Annotated in this window: 14 protein-coding genes and 1 tRNA gene; 3 read left to right on the top strand and 12 right to left on the bottom strand. The window is 65.8% G+C overall.

Annotated features, from left to right (window positions below; genetic code table 11):
- Window positions 1-6 precede the first annotated feature (6 nt).
- The 8 genes from IE92_RS0103185 to IE92_RS0103150 all read right to left on the bottom strand — a co-directional run bounded on the left by IE92_RS0103185 (window position 7) and on the right by IE92_RS0103150 (window position 8,486).
- Window positions 7-2,352, bottom strand: a complete 2,346-nt coding sequence (locus IE92_RS0103185) for a DEAD/DEAH box helicase (RefSeq protein WP_156027422.1) — start codon at window positions 2,350-2,352, stop codon at window positions 7-9.
- Between the two features lie 131 nt (window positions 2,353-2,483).
- A complete protein-coding gene (gene tatC / locus IE92_RS0103180) occupies window positions 2,484-3,236 on the bottom strand; it encodes a twin-arginine translocase subunit TatC (RefSeq protein WP_030143433.1) in 753 nt (250 codons plus the stop codon).
- A 49-nt stretch (window positions 3,237-3,285) separates the two neighbouring features.
- The gene (locus IE92_RS0103175; RefSeq protein WP_030143432.1) at window positions 3,286-3,492 is read right to left on the bottom strand and encodes a twin-arginine translocase TatA/TatE family subunit; all 207 of its coding nucleotides are present in this window, start codon (window positions 3,490-3,492) and stop codon (window positions 3,286-3,288) included.
- 77 nt (window positions 3,493-3,569) lie between these two features.
- A complete protein-coding gene (locus IE92_RS0103170; RefSeq protein ID WP_030143431.1) occupies window positions 3,570-4,559 on the bottom strand; it encodes a helix-turn-helix transcriptional regulator in 990 nt (329 codons plus the stop codon).
- Window positions 4,556-5,590: a helix-turn-helix transcriptional regulator gene (locus tag IE92_RS0103165; protein WP_030143430.1), complete on the bottom strand. Its 1,035-nt coding sequence runs from the start codon at window positions 5,588-5,590 to the stop codon at window positions 4,556-4,558. The genes IE92_RS0103170 and IE92_RS0103165 overlap by 4 nt, the downstream gene beginning before the upstream one ends.
- A gap of 125 nt (window positions 5,591-5,715) precedes the next feature.
- Window positions 5,716-6,627, bottom strand: coding sequence for an FKBP-type peptidyl-prolyl cis-trans isomerase (locus tag IE92_RS0103160; protein WP_030143429.1), 912 nt, complete (start codon window positions 6,625-6,627; stop codon window positions 5,716-5,718).
- Window positions 6,628-6,771: 144 nt separating this feature from the next.
- Window positions 6,772-7,788, bottom strand: a complete 1,017-nt coding sequence (locus IE92_RS0103155; protein ID WP_030143428.1) for a tRNA (adenine-N1)-methyltransferase — start codon at window positions 7,786-7,788, stop codon at window positions 6,772-6,774.
- Between the two features lie 2 nt (window positions 7,789-7,790).
- On the bottom strand, window positions 7,791-8,486 hold the full coding sequence (locus tag IE92_RS0103150) for an HAD family hydrolase (protein WP_030143427.1): 696 nt from the start codon (window positions 8,484-8,486) through the stop codon (window positions 7,791-7,793).
- 101 nt (window positions 8,487-8,587) lie between these two features.
- On the opposite strand from IE92_RS0103150, the gene IE92_RS0103145 reads away from it, so the two are divergent.
- Complete coding sequence (locus IE92_RS0103145; protein ID WP_245601206.1) at window positions 8,588-9,688, top strand: PAC2 family protein; 1,101 nt, start codon at window positions 8,588-8,590, stop codon at window positions 9,686-9,688.
- 64 nt (window positions 9,689-9,752) lie between these two features.
- On the opposite strand, the gene mshC is transcribed toward IE92_RS0103145, so the two are convergent.
- Genes mshC through IE92_RS0103130 form a run of 3 tightly spaced genes read right to left on the bottom strand, consistent with a single transcriptional unit; the run spans window position 9,753 to window position 13,184 of the window.
- Window positions 9,753-10,985 carry a cysteine--1-D-myo-inosityl 2-amino-2-deoxy-alpha-D-glucopyranoside ligase gene (gene mshC, locus IE92_RS0103140; protein WP_030143425.1) on the bottom strand — a complete coding sequence of 411 codons (1,233 nt, stop codon included), beginning with the start codon at window positions 10,983-10,985 and terminating at the stop codon, window positions 9,753-9,755.
- Between the two features lie 10 nt (window positions 10,986-10,995).
- A complete protein-coding gene (locus tag IE92_RS0103135; RefSeq protein ID WP_030143424.1) occupies window positions 10,996-11,841 on the bottom strand; it encodes an undecaprenyl-diphosphate phosphatase in 846 nt (281 codons plus the stop codon).
- A gap of 26 nt (window positions 11,842-11,867) precedes the next feature.
- Window positions 11,868-13,184 (bottom strand): M20/M25/M40 family metallo-hydrolase, encoded by a 1,317-nt coding sequence (locus tag IE92_RS0103130; protein ID WP_030143423.1) that lies wholly within the window; start codon window positions 13,182-13,184, stop codon window positions 11,868-11,870.
- A 114-nt stretch (window positions 13,185-13,298) separates the two neighbouring features.
- Between IE92_RS0103130 and IE92_RS18130 the strand changes: the two genes are divergently transcribed.
- Window positions 13,299-13,360 (top strand) — tRNA-Asn (locus IE92_RS18130).
- A gap of 563 nt (window positions 13,361-13,923) precedes the next feature.
- Here IE92_RS18130 and IE92_RS0103120 read toward each other — a convergent pair.
- On the bottom strand, window positions 13,924-14,271 hold the full coding sequence (locus IE92_RS0103120; protein ID WP_030143421.1) for an ArsR/SmtB family transcription factor: 348 nt from the start codon (window positions 14,269-14,271) through the stop codon (window positions 13,924-13,926).
- 99 nt (window positions 14,272-14,370) lie between these two features.
- On the opposite strand from IE92_RS0103120, the gene IE92_RS0103115 reads away from it, so the two are divergent.
- Entirely contained in the window at window positions 14,371-15,618 is a 1,248-nt protein-coding gene (locus IE92_RS0103115) for an MFS transporter (protein ID WP_051701525.1), read from the top strand.
- Window positions 15,619-15,669: the final 51 nt, after the last annotated feature.

The following is a 15,669-nucleotide window of genomic DNA, read 5'->3' as shown; positions in this document are numbered from 1 at the left end:
CTTCTATCAGACCGAGCTGTATGCAACGATGCCGCGACGCACACCGTTCAGCGCACGACGGGCGACCGTCGCAACCTCGGGATCCGCGACATTGGCCAGCTGATCCAGCAGATCGATGGTCTGCTTCGACCAGCGCACAAAGTCTCCCGCGGCCATATCGGCCTCGCGCAGCACCTGATCCAGGTCGCGTCCGCGCACCCACTCAAACATCGCGTGGGAGAGACCGGTGGACGGCGGCTCGCTGCCGGGGAGCTGATGGGCTCGCTCGGTATCATCGAGCACGGACCACAGCTCCTCGGTCGCGCGCAGCGCATCGCGGAACGCGCCACCCGGCAGGTCACGCTCGTCGAGGTTGCCCTCGTCCCGGCGCGGCTCGTACACCAGCGCGCAGGCCATCGCCGCCAGCTGCGGCGCATCCAGCTCACGCCAGAGTCCGCGGCGCAGCGACTCGGCAACCAGCAGGTCGCGTTCGCCGTAGATGCGCTTGAGGATTCGCCCGCTCTCGCTGAGCACCAGGGCCCCGTTATCGTCCTTCACCAGGTACTCGCGGTCCTTGAGCACGTCGGTCACCCGGTCAAAGACCCGGGCCACCGCGCCGGTGCGCTCGTTGATCTGTCGGGTCAGCGAGTCGGTGGAGCGCTTCAGCTTCCACCAGCGCTCGGCCCAGCGTGCGTGCTGCTCCCGCTCGGGACAGCGGTGGCAGGGGTGCTCACGCATCTGCCCGCGCAGCTCGGTCAGGCGTTCCTGACGGCGGCGCTGGGTAGCCTTGGAGCCGTGCTCATTGGACTTGCGTTCGATATCGGTGAGCTCGCGACGAATGCGCGAGTACTCGGCAAAATCGCCCAGGTGACAGGCCATCGACTCGGCGTAGCCCGCGAGCGAGGCACGCTGCTCCTGGACCTGACGGGCAAGCCCCAGGACCGCACGATCGGCCTGGAACTGCGCAAAGGAGGACTCCAGAATGTTGCGGGTCCGGTTGCGACCAAACTGATCGATCAGGTTGACGGCCATGTTGTAGGTCGGCCGGAAGCTTGAGCGCAGCGGATACGTGCGCTTGGAGGCCAGCGAGGCCACGGCCTCGGCGTTGAGCTCCTCGCGCCAGTGGATCACCGCGTGACCCTCGACGTCGATCCCGCGCCGCCCGGCACGACCGGTCAGCTGGGTGTACTCCCCCGGCGTGATCGGCACGCGGGCCTCGCCGTTGAACTTCTCCAGCTTTTCCAGCACCACGGTACGCGCGGGCATGTTGATGCCCAGTGCCAGGGTCTCGGTCGCGAAGACAACCTTGACCAGCTTGCGCCGAAAGAGCTCCTCCACGACCTCCTTGAAGGCTGGCAGCAGACCCGCATGGTGGGCGGCGACGCCGCGCTCCAGGCCGTCGCGCCAGCGCCAAAAGTCGAGCACCGCGAGATCCTCGTCACGCAGCGTCCGGGTGCGATCGTTGACGATCGAGCGGATCTCCCGGCGTTCCTCGGCCGTGGTCAGCCGGACACCGGTACGCAGCACCTGGCGCACCGCCTGATCACAGCCGTTGCGGCTGAACACAAAGAAGATGGCCGGCAGCAGGTCACTTTCGCCCAGCAGCTCCACCAGACCCGCGCGATCCAGCTGGCCGCTCCCGGGCAGGGGGCGGCGCGGACGGCGGTCGCGTTCCCGACGGCCACGGCCGCGGGAGGATCCCTGGAACCCGCCGTGCGCCATCCGAATGAACTCGGGATTGACGGTGCGGGTATCGCCGCGGAACTCGGTTTCGAACATGTCCACGAGCTTGCCGCGCACCAGCACGTGCTGATCCAGCGGGACCGGGCGCGCCTCGGAGACGATGACTTCGGTGTTGCCGCGCACGGCCTGCAGCCAGTCACCAAACTCCTCGGCGTTGGACACCGTGGCCGATAACGCGATCAGCCGCACCGAGCGCGGCAGGTGGATGATGACCTCCTCCCACACCGCGCCGCGGAAGCGGTCGGCCAGATAGTGCACCTCATCCATGACCACATAGGCCAGGTGGTTCAGCAGGGACGAGCCCGCGTACAGCATGTTGCGCAGCACCTCGGTGGTCATCACCACGATGCGGGCACCGGAGTTGATGTTGGCGTCGCCGGTGAGCAGACCCACCTGGTCCGCCCCATAGGTTTCCACCAGCTCGGAATACTTCTGATTGCTCAGCGCCTTCATCGGCGCGGTGTAAAATACCTTCTGCGATGCGGTCTGCATCGCCGCGAAGATCGCGAACTCGGCCACCACCGTTTTACCGGCACCGGTGGGGGCGGCGACCAGAACGCCGTTCCCCGCCTCGACGCTGATCGCCGCGGCACGCTGGAACGGATCCAGCGCAAACTTCTGACCCTTCATGAAGGCGGTCGCGACCGGCCCGACCACATCGGGACGCTCGGGGGCAACCACCGGGGCGACCTCGGCCGAGAGCCCGGCATCAAACACCTGATCGGTAATCGGGGTTGCCGCGGGCTCAGGGGGCGAGGTGGTCATTTTGCGCCTTCCGGGTCCAGGGCGGCGGCCGCATCACGCTTGGCCACCCGTCGATCATGCATCCAGGCAACTGCCCAGGCGCCAAAGTAAAGCACAACCATCGGGATCGCCAGCAGGAACATCGAGGCGATGTCCGCGGCCGGGGTTGCCGCGGCACAGAACAGCGCGATGATCAGGATGGCCCAGCGCCATCCACCGATGATGCCCTGTGCGCTCAGTACCCCCACAAAGTTGAGGAGCACCAGCAGCACCGGCAACACGAAGGCGATACCCACGGCCAGGATCAGCCGGAGCACAAAGTCGTAGTAGTAGCCCGCCTGGTAGATGTTCGCGGCACCCTCGGGGGTAAACCACGCCATCACCTCGACTATATGCGGGAACACCAGCCACCCGGCAACACAGCCGGCGAGGAACAGCGGAATCGCCGCGCCCACAAAGCCGGCCGCGTAGAGCTTCTCCTTGCGGGTCAGCGCGGGCATAAAGAACGCCCAGATCTGCGAGAGCCACACCGGAGAGGAGAGCACCACACCGATGGTGAGTGCCACCTTCATTTGCAGGTCAAACGGTGAGGTGACCGTATCAAAGTTCAGCAGCGCGGTACCGGTGGTGCTGAGCTGCTTGATCGGTTGGGAGATTGCCGCAATCGCCTGCCGGGAGAAGATGAACCCAACAATCATCGCCAGGACGATGCCGAGGGCGCTGATAAAGAGACGCTTGCGGAACTCTCTGAGGTGCGCGCCGAGGGACATACGTCCCTCCCGGTTTTTCACCGGCTTGGCGCTAACCGCCACGACGGGCTTAGTTCTTGGTCGGGGCGTCGTCCGCGGTCGGCTCAGCCGGGGTGGAGTCACCCTCGGGCTTCTTGCCGGCACGGATTTCGCTCTTAAAGATGTTCATCGACTGCCCCAGGCTGCGAGCCAGGCCGGGAAGCTTCGGCGCGCCCCAGATCAGCAGAATGATGAACAGCAGGACGGGCAGGTGCCATCCGGCGAGCAGGTTTTGCATGGGAAATCCTCTGGTTGGTGTACACGTACGTACACTTCGAGTCTACCGCGAATCCGTTCGAACCGCAGGGAGGTCGATTACAGGCCGTATCCGGCCAGTGCTTCCCGGGACCAGGCCGCAACCTCCTCGCGGGCGGTTCCCGGATCGGTCACCTCGGCGAGGCCTCCCAGTCCCGCCACCACGCGCTTGAAGCCGTGTACGTGCCCCAGCCGCAGGTTCACCAGTGAGCGGTTGCCCACCTCGCGCACCTGAGAGTCGGCGGTAAAAAACTCGGCGATCATCGGCAGGGCGGCGGTGTCGATGTTGATCGTGACGGTCAGATCGGTGGCCGAGGGCTGGAAGAAATCCGAGGGAACGCTGAGGTCGTCGGCACCGTGCTGGGCCTGGTTTTCGCCGATCTCGACGCTGTTCATTCGATCGATGCGGAAGGTACGCACGGCCTGGCGCAGGTGGCACCAGCCCCGCAGATACCAGTCCCGATCCAGCGATTCCACCCGGAGTGGATCGACGGTTCGGTGCTCGGTCCGGCCGTCGGCCGACAGGTAGTCAAAGCTCAGCTCGCGGCGCTGGGCGAGGGCATCCCGCACGGGCACCAGGGCGGCGGTGGCGGGACTCGCGGCCACGGCCACCTCGGTCGGGCGGCCCGAGGAGCCGATCGCCAGCTTGGACATGAGCGAACCGATTACCTCGTCGTCGGCCGACCCCGGGAGCGCCGAGAGATACTGCAGCCCGGCGATCAACGCGGCCGCCTCCCGCGCCGAGAAGCGCGGGGAATCGTCGATGACCACCAGCCGGGTAAGCACGATCTGATCACGCTGTTCAAACAGGTCCCAGTCGATGTCGAAGAGGTCCTCATGCTGATAGGCGCTGGTCTCGCCGGGGACGCCGGACACGGCGATCAGCGCGACCGACTCACGGATCAGCGCCTCCCCCACCCCGAAGTGCTCGGCGGCGGTGGCCACGCTGACCTGCTCATGCTCGATCAGATACGGCACCAGGACCAGCAGAAACGCCAGTCGATCGCGCCCCTGCAGCCCGGCACCGGCTCGGGCGGTGGACTTGGTCATCGGGACTCCCCCTCGGATCGATCGGATACGGCCTCGGCCGTATGATTGCGCAGCGTCCGCCGCAGTCGCTCGATGACCGCGTCGCGCAGGGCCGCGGGTTCGCGCACCAGAACCTCGGGCCCGTAGCCGGCGAGCTCGTCGGCAAACACGTTGACATCGGTATAGTGCACCCGCAGCGGGGCGTCTTCGCGATCCAGGGCGCGGGTGAGCAGGCGGCGGGCAGCTTCGGTGTTCGGGCGCACATCCAGCAGCGCACACTGGCTCTCATAGAGGCCCCGGAGGTCGGTCAGGGCGCGCTCGGCGCTCCCCGCGTTGTCTTCGGTAAAGGAGCGACGCGTGGTGGTCACCGCGCCCAGGATGCGCGAGAGCAGGAAGGTGCGCGGCTCTTCGGCGTCTCGGTCGATGCCGTGCACGTGCCAGCGACCCTCATGCTGCACCAGGGCCAGCGGGGCCACGCGGCGACGGCGCGCGTGTTCGTCGCCGGGCTTGAGGTAGTCGAAGGCAACCTCGAGCTTGCGATCCATCGCGGTGTTCAGCGGCGCGAACGCGCTCTCCCGGGTGCGCAGCCGCGGCGCGTAGCCGATCAGCGGATCCGAGGACTCCACCCCCAGCGCCCGGAGCTTATGCAGCGCACGCTGCGACTCATCCGAGAGCGATCCCTCACGCCACACGGTGCCGGCCAGGGAGAGCACCCCGATCTCGGCCGGCGAGAAGGTGACCTCGGCAGGCAGATCGTATTCACCCTTGGGGATGCGGTAGCGCAGCAGCTGGTTGTTGCCACTCTCCCCCGGAGGCTCCACGGTCTCCAGCGGGATACCCAACTCACGTACGTCATCTTTATCGCGTTCGAACTGACGTTCGAGTGACGTGTTATCCCCGCCGCGCACGAAGCGCTGGCGATATCCCTGCACGGTGGAGAGAATTTCGGCTTTGGTCAGCCCCTGTTCACTTGCGAGCAGCGCAAGAACCAGGCTGAAGAGCCGTTCCTCGACGGGAACGCGGGGCGGGGTGGCGCGAGTAGATTCGAACACGTATTCAGTTTAGCGTGTTGTGGCGGCCGGTGGTTGATTCGTGTCGGGCGCGGCGCGCGGTGGGTTTTCGAGACAAAAATACGCCGCACCCCCGTGCGGGGATGCGGCGTATTCGAGAGTTCGAACTAGACCGAGACGGTGCCCAGAATGTCCACCACGTAGATGATGGCGCTTCCGTTGCCCTGCTCGGCGGGGTCCTGCAGCTTCGGCGGCACAACCACCAGCACGCGCGAGCCGATGGTCTGGCCCTTCAGTGCCTCGGCGAGCCCCTTGCCCAGCTTGTCCAGCGCGGCAACCTGCGGGGTCTTCGAGGTCCAGGTGGTCGAGATGATCGAGCGCTCGTTCCAGCTGGCCACGGTCGAGTTCATCGCGAACGTGTCCTTGGCGCCGAGCTCCTTACCGTCACCCTTGATCAGGGTGGCGACCTTGAGCTCCTCGGGTGCCTTGCTCTTGGGGATGGTCAGACCCGGAGTACCATCCGGCGCGCTCACGACGCTCGGGAAGCCCGATCCCACAACCGGGACGTCGCGCCCGTAGGCGCGGTCCGGCAGAACCGAGGTGATGTCGGCCACAAACACGATGGCCGGCGACTTACCCTCGGACTGCTCCGAACCCACGGCCGATGCGATCCGAGAACCGGCCTGAGCGCACTCCAGCGCCGGACGGAACTGCTCGGGCAGACTGTTCACCAGGTACGGCTGCGGACCGGTCTGCTCGCTGGACTGCAGCAGCTCGCCGTTCTCGCCGTTGTAGAGGGAGAAGTTCATGGTGATCACCTGGTTGCCGGTGATCGGAATGCCGGTGCCCTCACGCACAACCGTGCGCTGCCCCTTGCCCTTGTCCACGTACAGCGGGGTCGGGATCTCCACCTTGGCGACCGACCCGGCCTTCCCGCTGGTCTTGATGTCATCCGAGGCCTTCCCCGAGGACATCGCGGGCTTGCAGTCTGCGGCCGACGGGGCAACGGTGGAACACGCGGTCAAGCCGCCGCCAACCAGCAGCGCTGCGGCGACGATGAGTGCGGGGGTGGTGCGCACGGTACCTCACTTTGGGTCAGGAATAGGAAGCGGTTGAAAAGTCAACGCGATCGTCAGACCAGTCTAGGTGACCGGATGCTGAGGATTGAACGCGAGGGGGAAAGGTTGCACGCGGCGAGTCGTCGCCGCGTGCAACCGGAGGGATTAGTCCCGTGCGGCATCCGCATCAAAATCGCGGCTCAGCGAGGACTCGGCCGCGGCCTGGGCCTCGCGCACACGCTTGCGCAGCGACTTGTCGCTGGCCTCGCGCACGCCGAGCGAACCGGGAGTCCAGGCCTCGACGTCCTCGGCGCTGAACTCGGTCTTGGAGGCTCGACGCTTGAGCTCGGGCATGATCGTGCCGTCGGCAAGCTTGCGGGCGGTGATCAGGAATCCGGTGTGCGCGATCATTCGGTGATCCGGACGCACAGCCAGACCCTCGACGTGCCAGCCACGCACCATGCTCTCGCTCGAGCTGGGGTTGGTGACCCGTCCGGTGGCGCGCATGGCCTCGGCCACGCGGGACAGCTGGGTCACTGTGGCGACGTAGCACAGCAGCACGCCGCCGGGCACCAGGGCATCCAGGCAGGCGTCGATGCACTCCCAGGGGGCGAGCATGTCCAGGACGATGCGGTCCACGGTGCCGGGCTCGGTGGTCTGCGGAAGGGTCTCGGCGAGGTCGCCGGCGGTGATCGACCAGTTCTCCGGGGTGTAGCCAAAGAAGGTGGTGACGTTTGCCCGGGCGACATCGGCGAATTCCTCGCGACGCTCATAGGACTTCAGGGTGCCCTGCGGACCGATCGCGCGCAGCAGCCAGAGCGACAGCGCGCCCGAACCCACGCCGGCCTCCACCACGGTGGCACCGGGGAAGATGTCGGCGTCGCCGACGATGGCGGCTGCATCCTTGGGGTAGATGATCGCGGCGCCACGCGGCATCGACATCACGAAGTCGATCAGCAGCGGGCGCAGCGCCAGGTACTCCTCCTCGGCGGAGTTCACCACTACCGAACCGTCGGGCAGGCCGATGATCGCGCTGTGCTGAATCACGCCGCGGTGCGAGTGGAACTCGCCACCCTCCTCCAGCGCAAAGGTGTTCTTGCGGCCCTTGGGGCCGGTCAGCTGGACGCGGTCGCCAAGGCGGAAGGGGCCGGAGTTGAGGGCCCGCTCGGTGCCGGGGACAATGCTCACGAAGAAATCTCCTGGGTGTTATTGAGGGTGGTGCGACGCCAAACAAGCGCGCTCAGATCATCCAGCGTCACCCCTTCCAGGGTGGGCCAAACGGTAAAGTCGGGGGTTTCGGCGACCTGCGTGGCGTGGGGAACCACGATCGCGGTGGTGCCGGCGGCGGCCGCCGAGGTGATGCCCGGGAGCGAGTCCTCCAGGGCCACGCACGCACGGATGTCCACACCCAGCGCCTCGGCACCCAGCAGATAGGGCTCGGGATGGGGCTTGGCGTGGGTGACCGAGTCTCCGGTCACCAGCGCATCAAAGGCGGGAAAGTCGATCATGTCGATGACCTTTTCGGCCATCGTTCGAATCGACATGGTGACCAGGGCGGTGGGGATGTTGTTTTCCCGCAGCTCGCGCAGCAGCTCCAGCGCGCCGGGGCGGAAGGGCACGCCGTGCTCCTCGATCTTGGCGATCACGCGGCCGGTCATGGTGGACACGATCTCATCCAGTTCCAGCGCCACGCCCTTGCTCTGCAGGACCGCGGCACACTCCCAGAGGCCCGAGCCCACCATCTGCAGGGCGTCCTCCTCGGTCCATGTGCCACCATAGGAGCCCACAAGCTCCCGTTCGGTGGCAATCCAGTACGGTTCGGTGTCTACGAGGGTGCCGTCCATGTCCCAGAGGACTGCGGCGGGAAGCTGAGTGGTCACGGGGTCCCATGTTACCTGGTCCGGCCCGGGCAGTAGGGTGTAATCACGCCCGCGCGTCCCTCGGACGCGATCACGGGCACGAGCATGCAGGAGAGAATCTGGTGACTGAGCGAATTCTAGTGGTGGCCTTCGAGGGGTGGAATGACGCCGGTGAGGCGGCATCCGGGGCGGCCAAGGTGCTGCGCGAACACCTGGCGGCGACCCCGGTGAAACGCATCGATCCCGAACCCTATTACGATTTCCAATTCACCCGTCCGACGATCTATTTCGACGAGTCGGGACGCCGCGCGCTGCGCTGGCCCGAAACCGTGTTTTATGCGCCGGGCGAGGCAACCGGCGACGCCGACAGCATCGAGGCGCAGCCCGCATTCATCCCCGAATCGCTCGGCGCGCGCACCAGCACCAGCAACGAGTCCCAGGTCTATCTGCTCCTGGGCACCGAGCCCAGCCGAAGCTGGCAGGCGTTTGTCTCCGAGGTGCTGGACACCGCGCTGGTGCACGATATCGGCCGCATCATCGTGATGGGATCGGTCCTGGCCGACGCCCCGCACACCCGGCCGATCCAGATCGAATGCTCGAGCGACAACGCCGAGATTCGCGGGGAGCTTGAGCTGGAGCGCAGTCAGTACGAGGGCCCGGTGGGCATCCTGAACGTGCTGTGTGTGGCCGCCGAGGCCGTGGGAATTCCCACCCTGTCGGTGTGGGCCTCGGTCCCGCACTACGTGCACAATACCCCCTCACCCAAGGCGATTCTGGCCCTGATCGATCGGATCGAGGAGCTCGTGGGGGTGGTGATTCCGCGTGGCAATCTGCTGGCCGAGGCCGCCGAGTGGGAGCAGACGGTGTCCGCGCTGACCGCCGAGGACCCCGACATGGTGAACTACATCACCCAGCTGGAGCAGGCCCGCGACACGGTTGAGGATCCCGAGGCCTCGGGCGAGGCGATCGCCCGGGAGTTCCGCCGGTTCCTGGACAGCGCCCCGGAGGCGGAGTCCGGTTCCGTGCCGGAGGCGGAGTCCGGTTCCGTGCCGGAGGCGGAGCCCAGTTCCGTGCCGGAGTCTGACCCTGGTTCTGGCACCGGCGATGGTTCTGATTCCGGGTCCGGCTCAGGCGCTGAATCGGGCTCCGGGTCCGATTCTGGCTCGGGCTCGGGTCAGGACAACCCCGATGGTCCCGGACTCCCGGGCTCCCCCACCGCCTAAGACACCCCAACACAAAACGCCGCCCGCAGATTGCGGGCGGCGTTTTGTGTGAGCGGGAATCGGTTTAGAGCGTGATTCCCAGCAGTGCCGACACCAGATCGGCGAACAGCTCGGTGTCATCGATCGTGGCCAGGGTCTCATCGATCGCCGCGAGGGCGGCCGGGGTATCCAGGTCGTCCTGCAGGGCTGCACGCACGCGCTCCAACAGCGCCAGAGTCGATCCGGCTACCGGGTTCGATCCGGCGTCACGCCAGGATTCCAGGCGGCGCTCGGCACCGCTCAGGTCGGCGTCGAACCACTCCCAGTCGCTGCGGTAGTGGTGGGCGAGCACCGCGAGGCGAATCGCCGCGGGCTCGGTTCCCGCCGCACGCAGTTTGGAGACCAGCACCAGGTTGCCCAGCGACTTCGACATCTTCTCGCCCTCGAAGGCCACCAGACCCGCGTGGCTGTAGATGCGAGCCAGCGGCTCCCCGGTCAGCGCCGACGCGTGGGCGGCGCTGAACTCGTGGTGCGGGAACGGCAGGTCTCCCCCGCCGGCCTGCACGGTGAAGTCCTCCCCCAGCAGGCCGGTGGCGATCACGCTGCACTCAATGTGCCAGCCCGGACGGCCCGCTCCAATTGCCGCCGGCCAGGACGGATCGTTCGGCCGCTCGGCGCGCCACAGCAGCGGATCCAGGGCGTCCCGCTTGCCCGGACGCTCGGGATCCCCGCCGCGCTCGGCGGACAGGGTCAGCATCAGCTCGCGGGTGTACCCGCTCACCGATCCCAGGGTCCAGGGACCCTTGGAGGCGGCGGCTGCGACATCAAAGTAGATGTCCTCACCCTCGGCATCGGCGGTTTCGACCCGGTATGCGAGGCCCGACTCCAGAAGTTCGGCCACGGCCAGCGCCACCGCATCGATGGTGTCCGTGACCGGCACATACTCGCGCGGCGGCAGGATACTGAGGGCCGCCATGTCCGTGCGGAACAGTTCAATCTGGTCGGCGGCCAGCGCGCGCCAATCCACGCCGGTTGCGGCGGCTCGCTCGAGTAGCGGGTCATCCACGTCGGTCACGTTCTGGACGTAGTGCACCTCGTAGCCGGCATCCAGCCAGACGCGCTGCAGCGTGTCAAAGGCCAGGTAGGTCGAGGCATGGCCCAGGTGGGTTGCGTCATACGGGGTGATGCCGCACACGTAGAGGCCCGCGACCCCGTCGGTTTCGGCCAGCGCCGACGCCCCGGTTGCGGTGTTCATGATGCGCGGCGCGCCGCCGACACCGGGCAGTGCCGGTACCCGCGGTGCGGTCCACGAGGGGATGGTCCCGAGGCTAGTTGCCATATGCCGACAGCACCCCGGTTCCCAGCAGCACAAACAGCACCAGTCCGAGCGCGATCCGGTAGATCACGAACGGCAGGTAGCTGCGCTTGGAGATGTAGTTCATGAAGAACACGATGACCACGAGGCCCACCACGAAGGCGACGATGGTCGCCACGATGGTCGCGGCCACACCGAAGGGTTCGTGAGCTCCCGAGGTGTCGGTGAAGGCCTTGTACACCTGGTAGAAGCCGGCGCCCATCACGGCGGGGATGGCCAGCAGGAATGCATAGCGAGCGGCGGCGGCCCGGGTGTATCCGAGGGCGAGGCCCGCGGTGATCGTGCCGCCCGAACGCGAGACGCCCGGGATCAGGGCCAGCGACTGGGCCAGACCATAGATAATGCCGTGACCGTAGGTGAGGTCCTTGACCTCGAGGCGCTTGCGCCCCAGCCAGTCGGCGACACCCAGGATGATACCGAACACGATCAGGGTCGTGGCGGTGAACCACAGCGAGCGGAAGGTGGTCTCGATGTCGTCCTTGAACAGCAGTCCAAGCACCACGATCGGGATCGAGCCGAGGATGATCAGCCAGCCCATCTTCACGTCGGGATCGGTGCGCGGCACCTTCCCCACCAGGCCCTTGCACCAGGCACCGATGATGCGAACGATGTCCTTCCAGAAGTACAGGATCACCGCGAGCTCGGTACCGATCTGGATGATCGCGGTAAACCGGGCGCCGGGGTCCTCACCGGTGCCGAGGAAGGCACCCACGATGCGAATGTGGGCACTTGAGGAGACCGGGAGGAACTCCGTCAGGCCCTGCACCAGGCCCAAAATTATGGCGTTAATAAATTCCACGCGAGGGGTACTTTCTTCTGTGGGGATTAGTAGTCAAGAAGCAGATCGGTGAGAACCGCGCGGCCAAACACGAGGGCGTCCAGGGGAACACGCTCGTCGACGCCGTGGAACATCGCCGGGAAATCAAGATCGGCCGGGAGCTTCAACGGAGCAAAACCATAACCGGCAATGTCAAGTTTAGACAGTGCCTTGTTGTCCGTGCCCGCGGCGAGCAGATACGGGAGCACCGGAGCACCCGGATCGTGCTTGCCGAGGGCCGCGGTGACCGCGTCCACCAGCGTTCCGGTGGCCGGGTTTTCGATGCCCACATCCTGGTGGGAGATCTCGATCCGGACGTCGTCACCGATCAGCGCCTGCAGCTGCGCCACGACTTCGGCCTCCTCCCCGGGGAAGCAGCGAATGTCGATCCGAGCCTCGGCCCGGTCGGGAATCACGTTGTGCTTATATCCCGCGGAGAGCATGGTCGGATTGCTGGTGGTACGCAGCGAGGCATGAATAAATGCCCCGGCCGGGCCGGTGGCCAGCGCGATCTCTTCCGGACCCACCCGCTGCGGATCCACCCCGAGCATGCCCGCGAGCGAGGCGATCAGCGCCTCGGTGGTATCGGTCAGGCGCACGGGCCACTGGATCGACCCGATCGCGGCGACCGCCCGGGCGAGCTTGGTCACCGCATTGTCTTCAAGCACCCGCGACCCGTGGGCGGCCGTTCCTGTGGCCACGAGCTTGGCCCAAACCAGTGCCTTCTCCCCCGTCTGCAGCAGGTAGGCCCGCTTATCGTTCACGGTGACCGAGTATCCACCGACCTCGCTGATCGCCTCGGTGGCACCGGCGAAGAGGTGCGGGTGGTTGTCCACCAGGTAATGGGACCCGAAGATGCCGCCGTTTTCCTCATCGGAGAAGAAGGCGATAACCAGGTCGCGTTCGGGACCACCCCGCTCCAGCACATCGGCGAGGGAGGTCAGGATCATCGCATCCATGTTTTTCATGTCCACGGCACCGCGGCCCCAGATCATGCCGTCCTTGATCACGCCACCAAACGGATCCACCGACCAGTTCTCCGGCTCGGCTGGCACCACATCGAGGTGTCCGTGCACCACGAGAGCACCCTTGTCCCGGTTGCGACCGGCGACACGCGCAACCACGCTCGTACGCCCCGGCGCGGCGTCAAACAACTGCGGCTTAAGCCCGAGCGCCCGCAGCTTCGCCTCCACGTATTCGGCGGCCTCCGTCTCCCCGTTCGACACACCGTCGCCGTAGTTTGTTGTGTTCATCTGGATAAGTTCGCGCGTGATAATTGCAGTCTCATCGAGCGCAAATTCCGCGTCATTCTGGGCCTCGGTCATGACCACAAGGCTATCGTGCATCCAAACCGAATGCCGGAACTGTTGGAACGGCCACGGCCCGGACAACAAACGCCGGTCACGAAAGTGATCAAGCCGAGAAATCGGAAGTTACCCGCGCGGGTGGCGGAATGGCGTGCCCGTATTAGGGCGTAGGGGTTCAAGTCCCCTTCCGCGCACACTGTGTTGAGACAGTACTGAAAGGCTCGAACCGCAAGGTTCGGGCCTTTCCTCGTTTTAGGGGTTCACGTCCCGCAGTACCATTTACAGCAGCACACCATGTTGAGACAGTACTGAAAGGCTCAGATCTTCGGATCTGGGCCTTTCCTCGTTTTGGGGAACGAGACAGGACGCTCGATTTTGAATACATGCTCAATCGGCGGGCGCGCCGAGAGCACCTCAACTGGTTCGGGTAAAGCGACCGCGACACTCGCGGCGTACAGCAAAAGCGTCAACAAAATGTGCACCAGATCGCTCCGGACCACCATCACACAACCCCGCAAAACACCGGTAATTTCGCGGAAATTCACCCCTGGGTACACTCACGGTTGCGATGAAACGGTCGGTGCCCGTATTAGGGCGTAGGGGTTCAAGTCCCCTTCCGCGCACACTGTGTTGAGACAGTACTGAAAGGCTCGAACCGCAAGGTTCGGGCCTTTCCTCGCTTTAGGGGTTCACGTCCCGCATGCAACAGGCCGACCCGAGTACGTCGGGTCGGCCTGTTGCATGCGGGGAGGGTGGGCTATCCCAGGGGTGCGGCGAGCACCATCTCCAGGAGCCCCGGGAAGCGGGCTGCCAGGTCGTCCATCCGAACGCGGCTGCGACGCTCGGTCCCGTATCGGCGCTGCTCGATGATACCGGCCTCCCGTAGCACCCGGAAGTGATGGGTCAGGGTGGATTTGGGGCGGTCGATTCCGACCCACGTGCAGGAGCGGAAGGCGTCATCACCCTCGCTCATCAGCCGCTGGACAATCGAGATGCGCAGCGGATCCGACAGCGCCGCAAACACCACGTCGGCCCTCATGTCGCGCGGCTCGGGCTGCTCTAGACGCTCCTCCAGGCTCGGTACCTGGTCAATCTGCGTAGTCATGGCGACCAGCATACTCCGTTTGCCCCTTAGTACGAGTTTGGTAGTACTCTTTTCGAGTACGAAAATTCTCGTACTTATTTCCCCAGGAAGGCAAACTCGATGAATTCCTCGGTTTCTTCGCGGCGAGGCGGGATCTGGATCCTCGCCGGGATCCTCCTCACCGCCATCGCCACCGGCTCCGCTCCGTCTCCCCTCTACCCGATCTACAGCGCCGAATGGCACCTCACCCCGCTGCAGACCACCGCGGTCTTTGCGGTGTATGTGGGCGGGCTCCTGATCACGCTGCTGACAGCCGGAGCGCTCTCGGACTACATCGGCCGCAAGCCGCTGATCGCGATCGGCTTGGCCGGTCTGCTGATTGCGATGGGGTTTTTCATCTTTGCCAGCGGGTTCGAGACCCTCATCCTGGCGCGCGTGGTGCAGGGTGCCTCGGTGGGCTTGATGATGGGCACCCTCGGCGCGGCCATGCTGGATAATGCACCTCGGGGAAACACCGCCCTCGCCGCGACCCTCAACGGCGCGGTTCCCGGCATCGGACTGGCTTTCGGCGCGGTGGCATCGGGTATGTTGGCACGCTGGGCGCCCAATCCCGAGGTGACCGTCTACGCATCCTTCGCGACCCTGCTGGTCCTGCTCGCGATCGCCCTGCTGTGGGTTCCGGAGACCGTCACCCGACGCCCCGGCGGACTCGCATCACTACGTCCCGCCCTGGCGATCCCGCGCGACTCGCGCCCGCTCTTCGGGGCACTCGCCGGTGCCTTCGCCGCCAGCTGGGGACTGGGCGGACTCTTCCTAGCCCTGCTTCCTTCGATTTTGGTTGTTCGATTCGGTCTCACCGACCACCTCCTCTCGGGCCTGCTGATCGGCCTCTTCACCCTGATCGGTGCGCTCACCGGAATTCTGACCCGCAATGTTGCCCCGCGACGCGCGCTGCTGGCCGGGCTGGTGGCGCTCATTGCCGGGTCGGCGCTGATCATCATCGCCGTGGACACCGAGGTGTTTGCCCTGGTGCTGGTCGCTAGCGTGGTGGGCGGAATCGGCTTCGGCGCGGGCTTCCAGGCGCCGCTTCGTATGCTCACAACCACGGTGGAACCGCACCACCGTGCGGGTCTACTCTCGGCGATCTACACGATCAGCTACCTCTCCTTCGGCGTGCCGGTCCTGGTGGGCGGGGCGCTGGAACCCATGCTCGGACTGGCCACCGTCGCGACCCTATACGGCATCCTGATGGCGGCGAGCGCGCTCATCGCCCTACTCGCCCAGCTATTCTCCCGTCGCGACCGCCGGCTTGAGGCGGCGGCAACCGAGCAGAACGCGCATCCGGAAACCGAACCGGTCGTGCTCTAACTCCAGGCACCCTCGGTAGCAGTCACTCGTCCATGACGTCAAGCGCGAACA

This window comes from Mycetocola saprophilus, from assembly GCF_000718085.1.
GTDB lineage: Bacteria > Actinomycetota > Actinomycetes > Actinomycetales > Microbacteriaceae > Mycetocola > Mycetocola saprophilus.
Note: the sequence above shows the minus strand (reverse complement) of the source record. Positions and strands in the feature narration are given on the sequence as shown.

What these genes read in the sequence shown, in the direction of transcription:
- IE92_RS0103120 (WP_030143421.1), bottom strand. Translation starts at nt 14,271, where the DNA reads ATGACTACGCAGATTGACCAGGTACCGAGCCTGGAGGAGCGTCTAGAG.
- tatC (WP_030143433.1), bottom strand. Translation starts at nt 3,236, where the DNA reads ATGTCCCTCGGCGCGCACCTCAGAGAGTTCCGCAAGCGTCTCTTTATC.
- IE92_RS0103185 (WP_156027422.1), bottom strand. Translation starts at nt 2,352, where the DNA reads ATGAAGGGTCAGAAGTTTGCGCTGGATCCGTTCCAGCGTGCCGCGGCG.
- IE92_RS0103175 (WP_030143432.1), bottom strand. Translation starts at nt 3,492, where the DNA reads ATGCAAAACCTGCTCGCCGGATGGCACCTGCCCGTCCTGCTGTTCATC.
- IE92_RS0103170 (WP_030143431.1), bottom strand. Translation starts at nt 4,559, where the DNA reads ATGACCAAGTCCACCGCCCGAGCCGGTGCCGGGCTGCAGGGGCGCGAT.
- IE92_RS0103130 (WP_030143423.1), bottom strand. Translation starts at nt 13,184, where the DNA reads ATGACCGAGGCCCAGAATGACGCGGAATTTGCGCTCGATGAGACTGCA.
- IE92_RS0103115 (WP_051701525.1), top strand. Translation starts at nt 14,371, where the DNA reads ATGAATTCCTCGGTTTCTTCGCGGCGAGGCGGGATCTGGATCCTCGCC.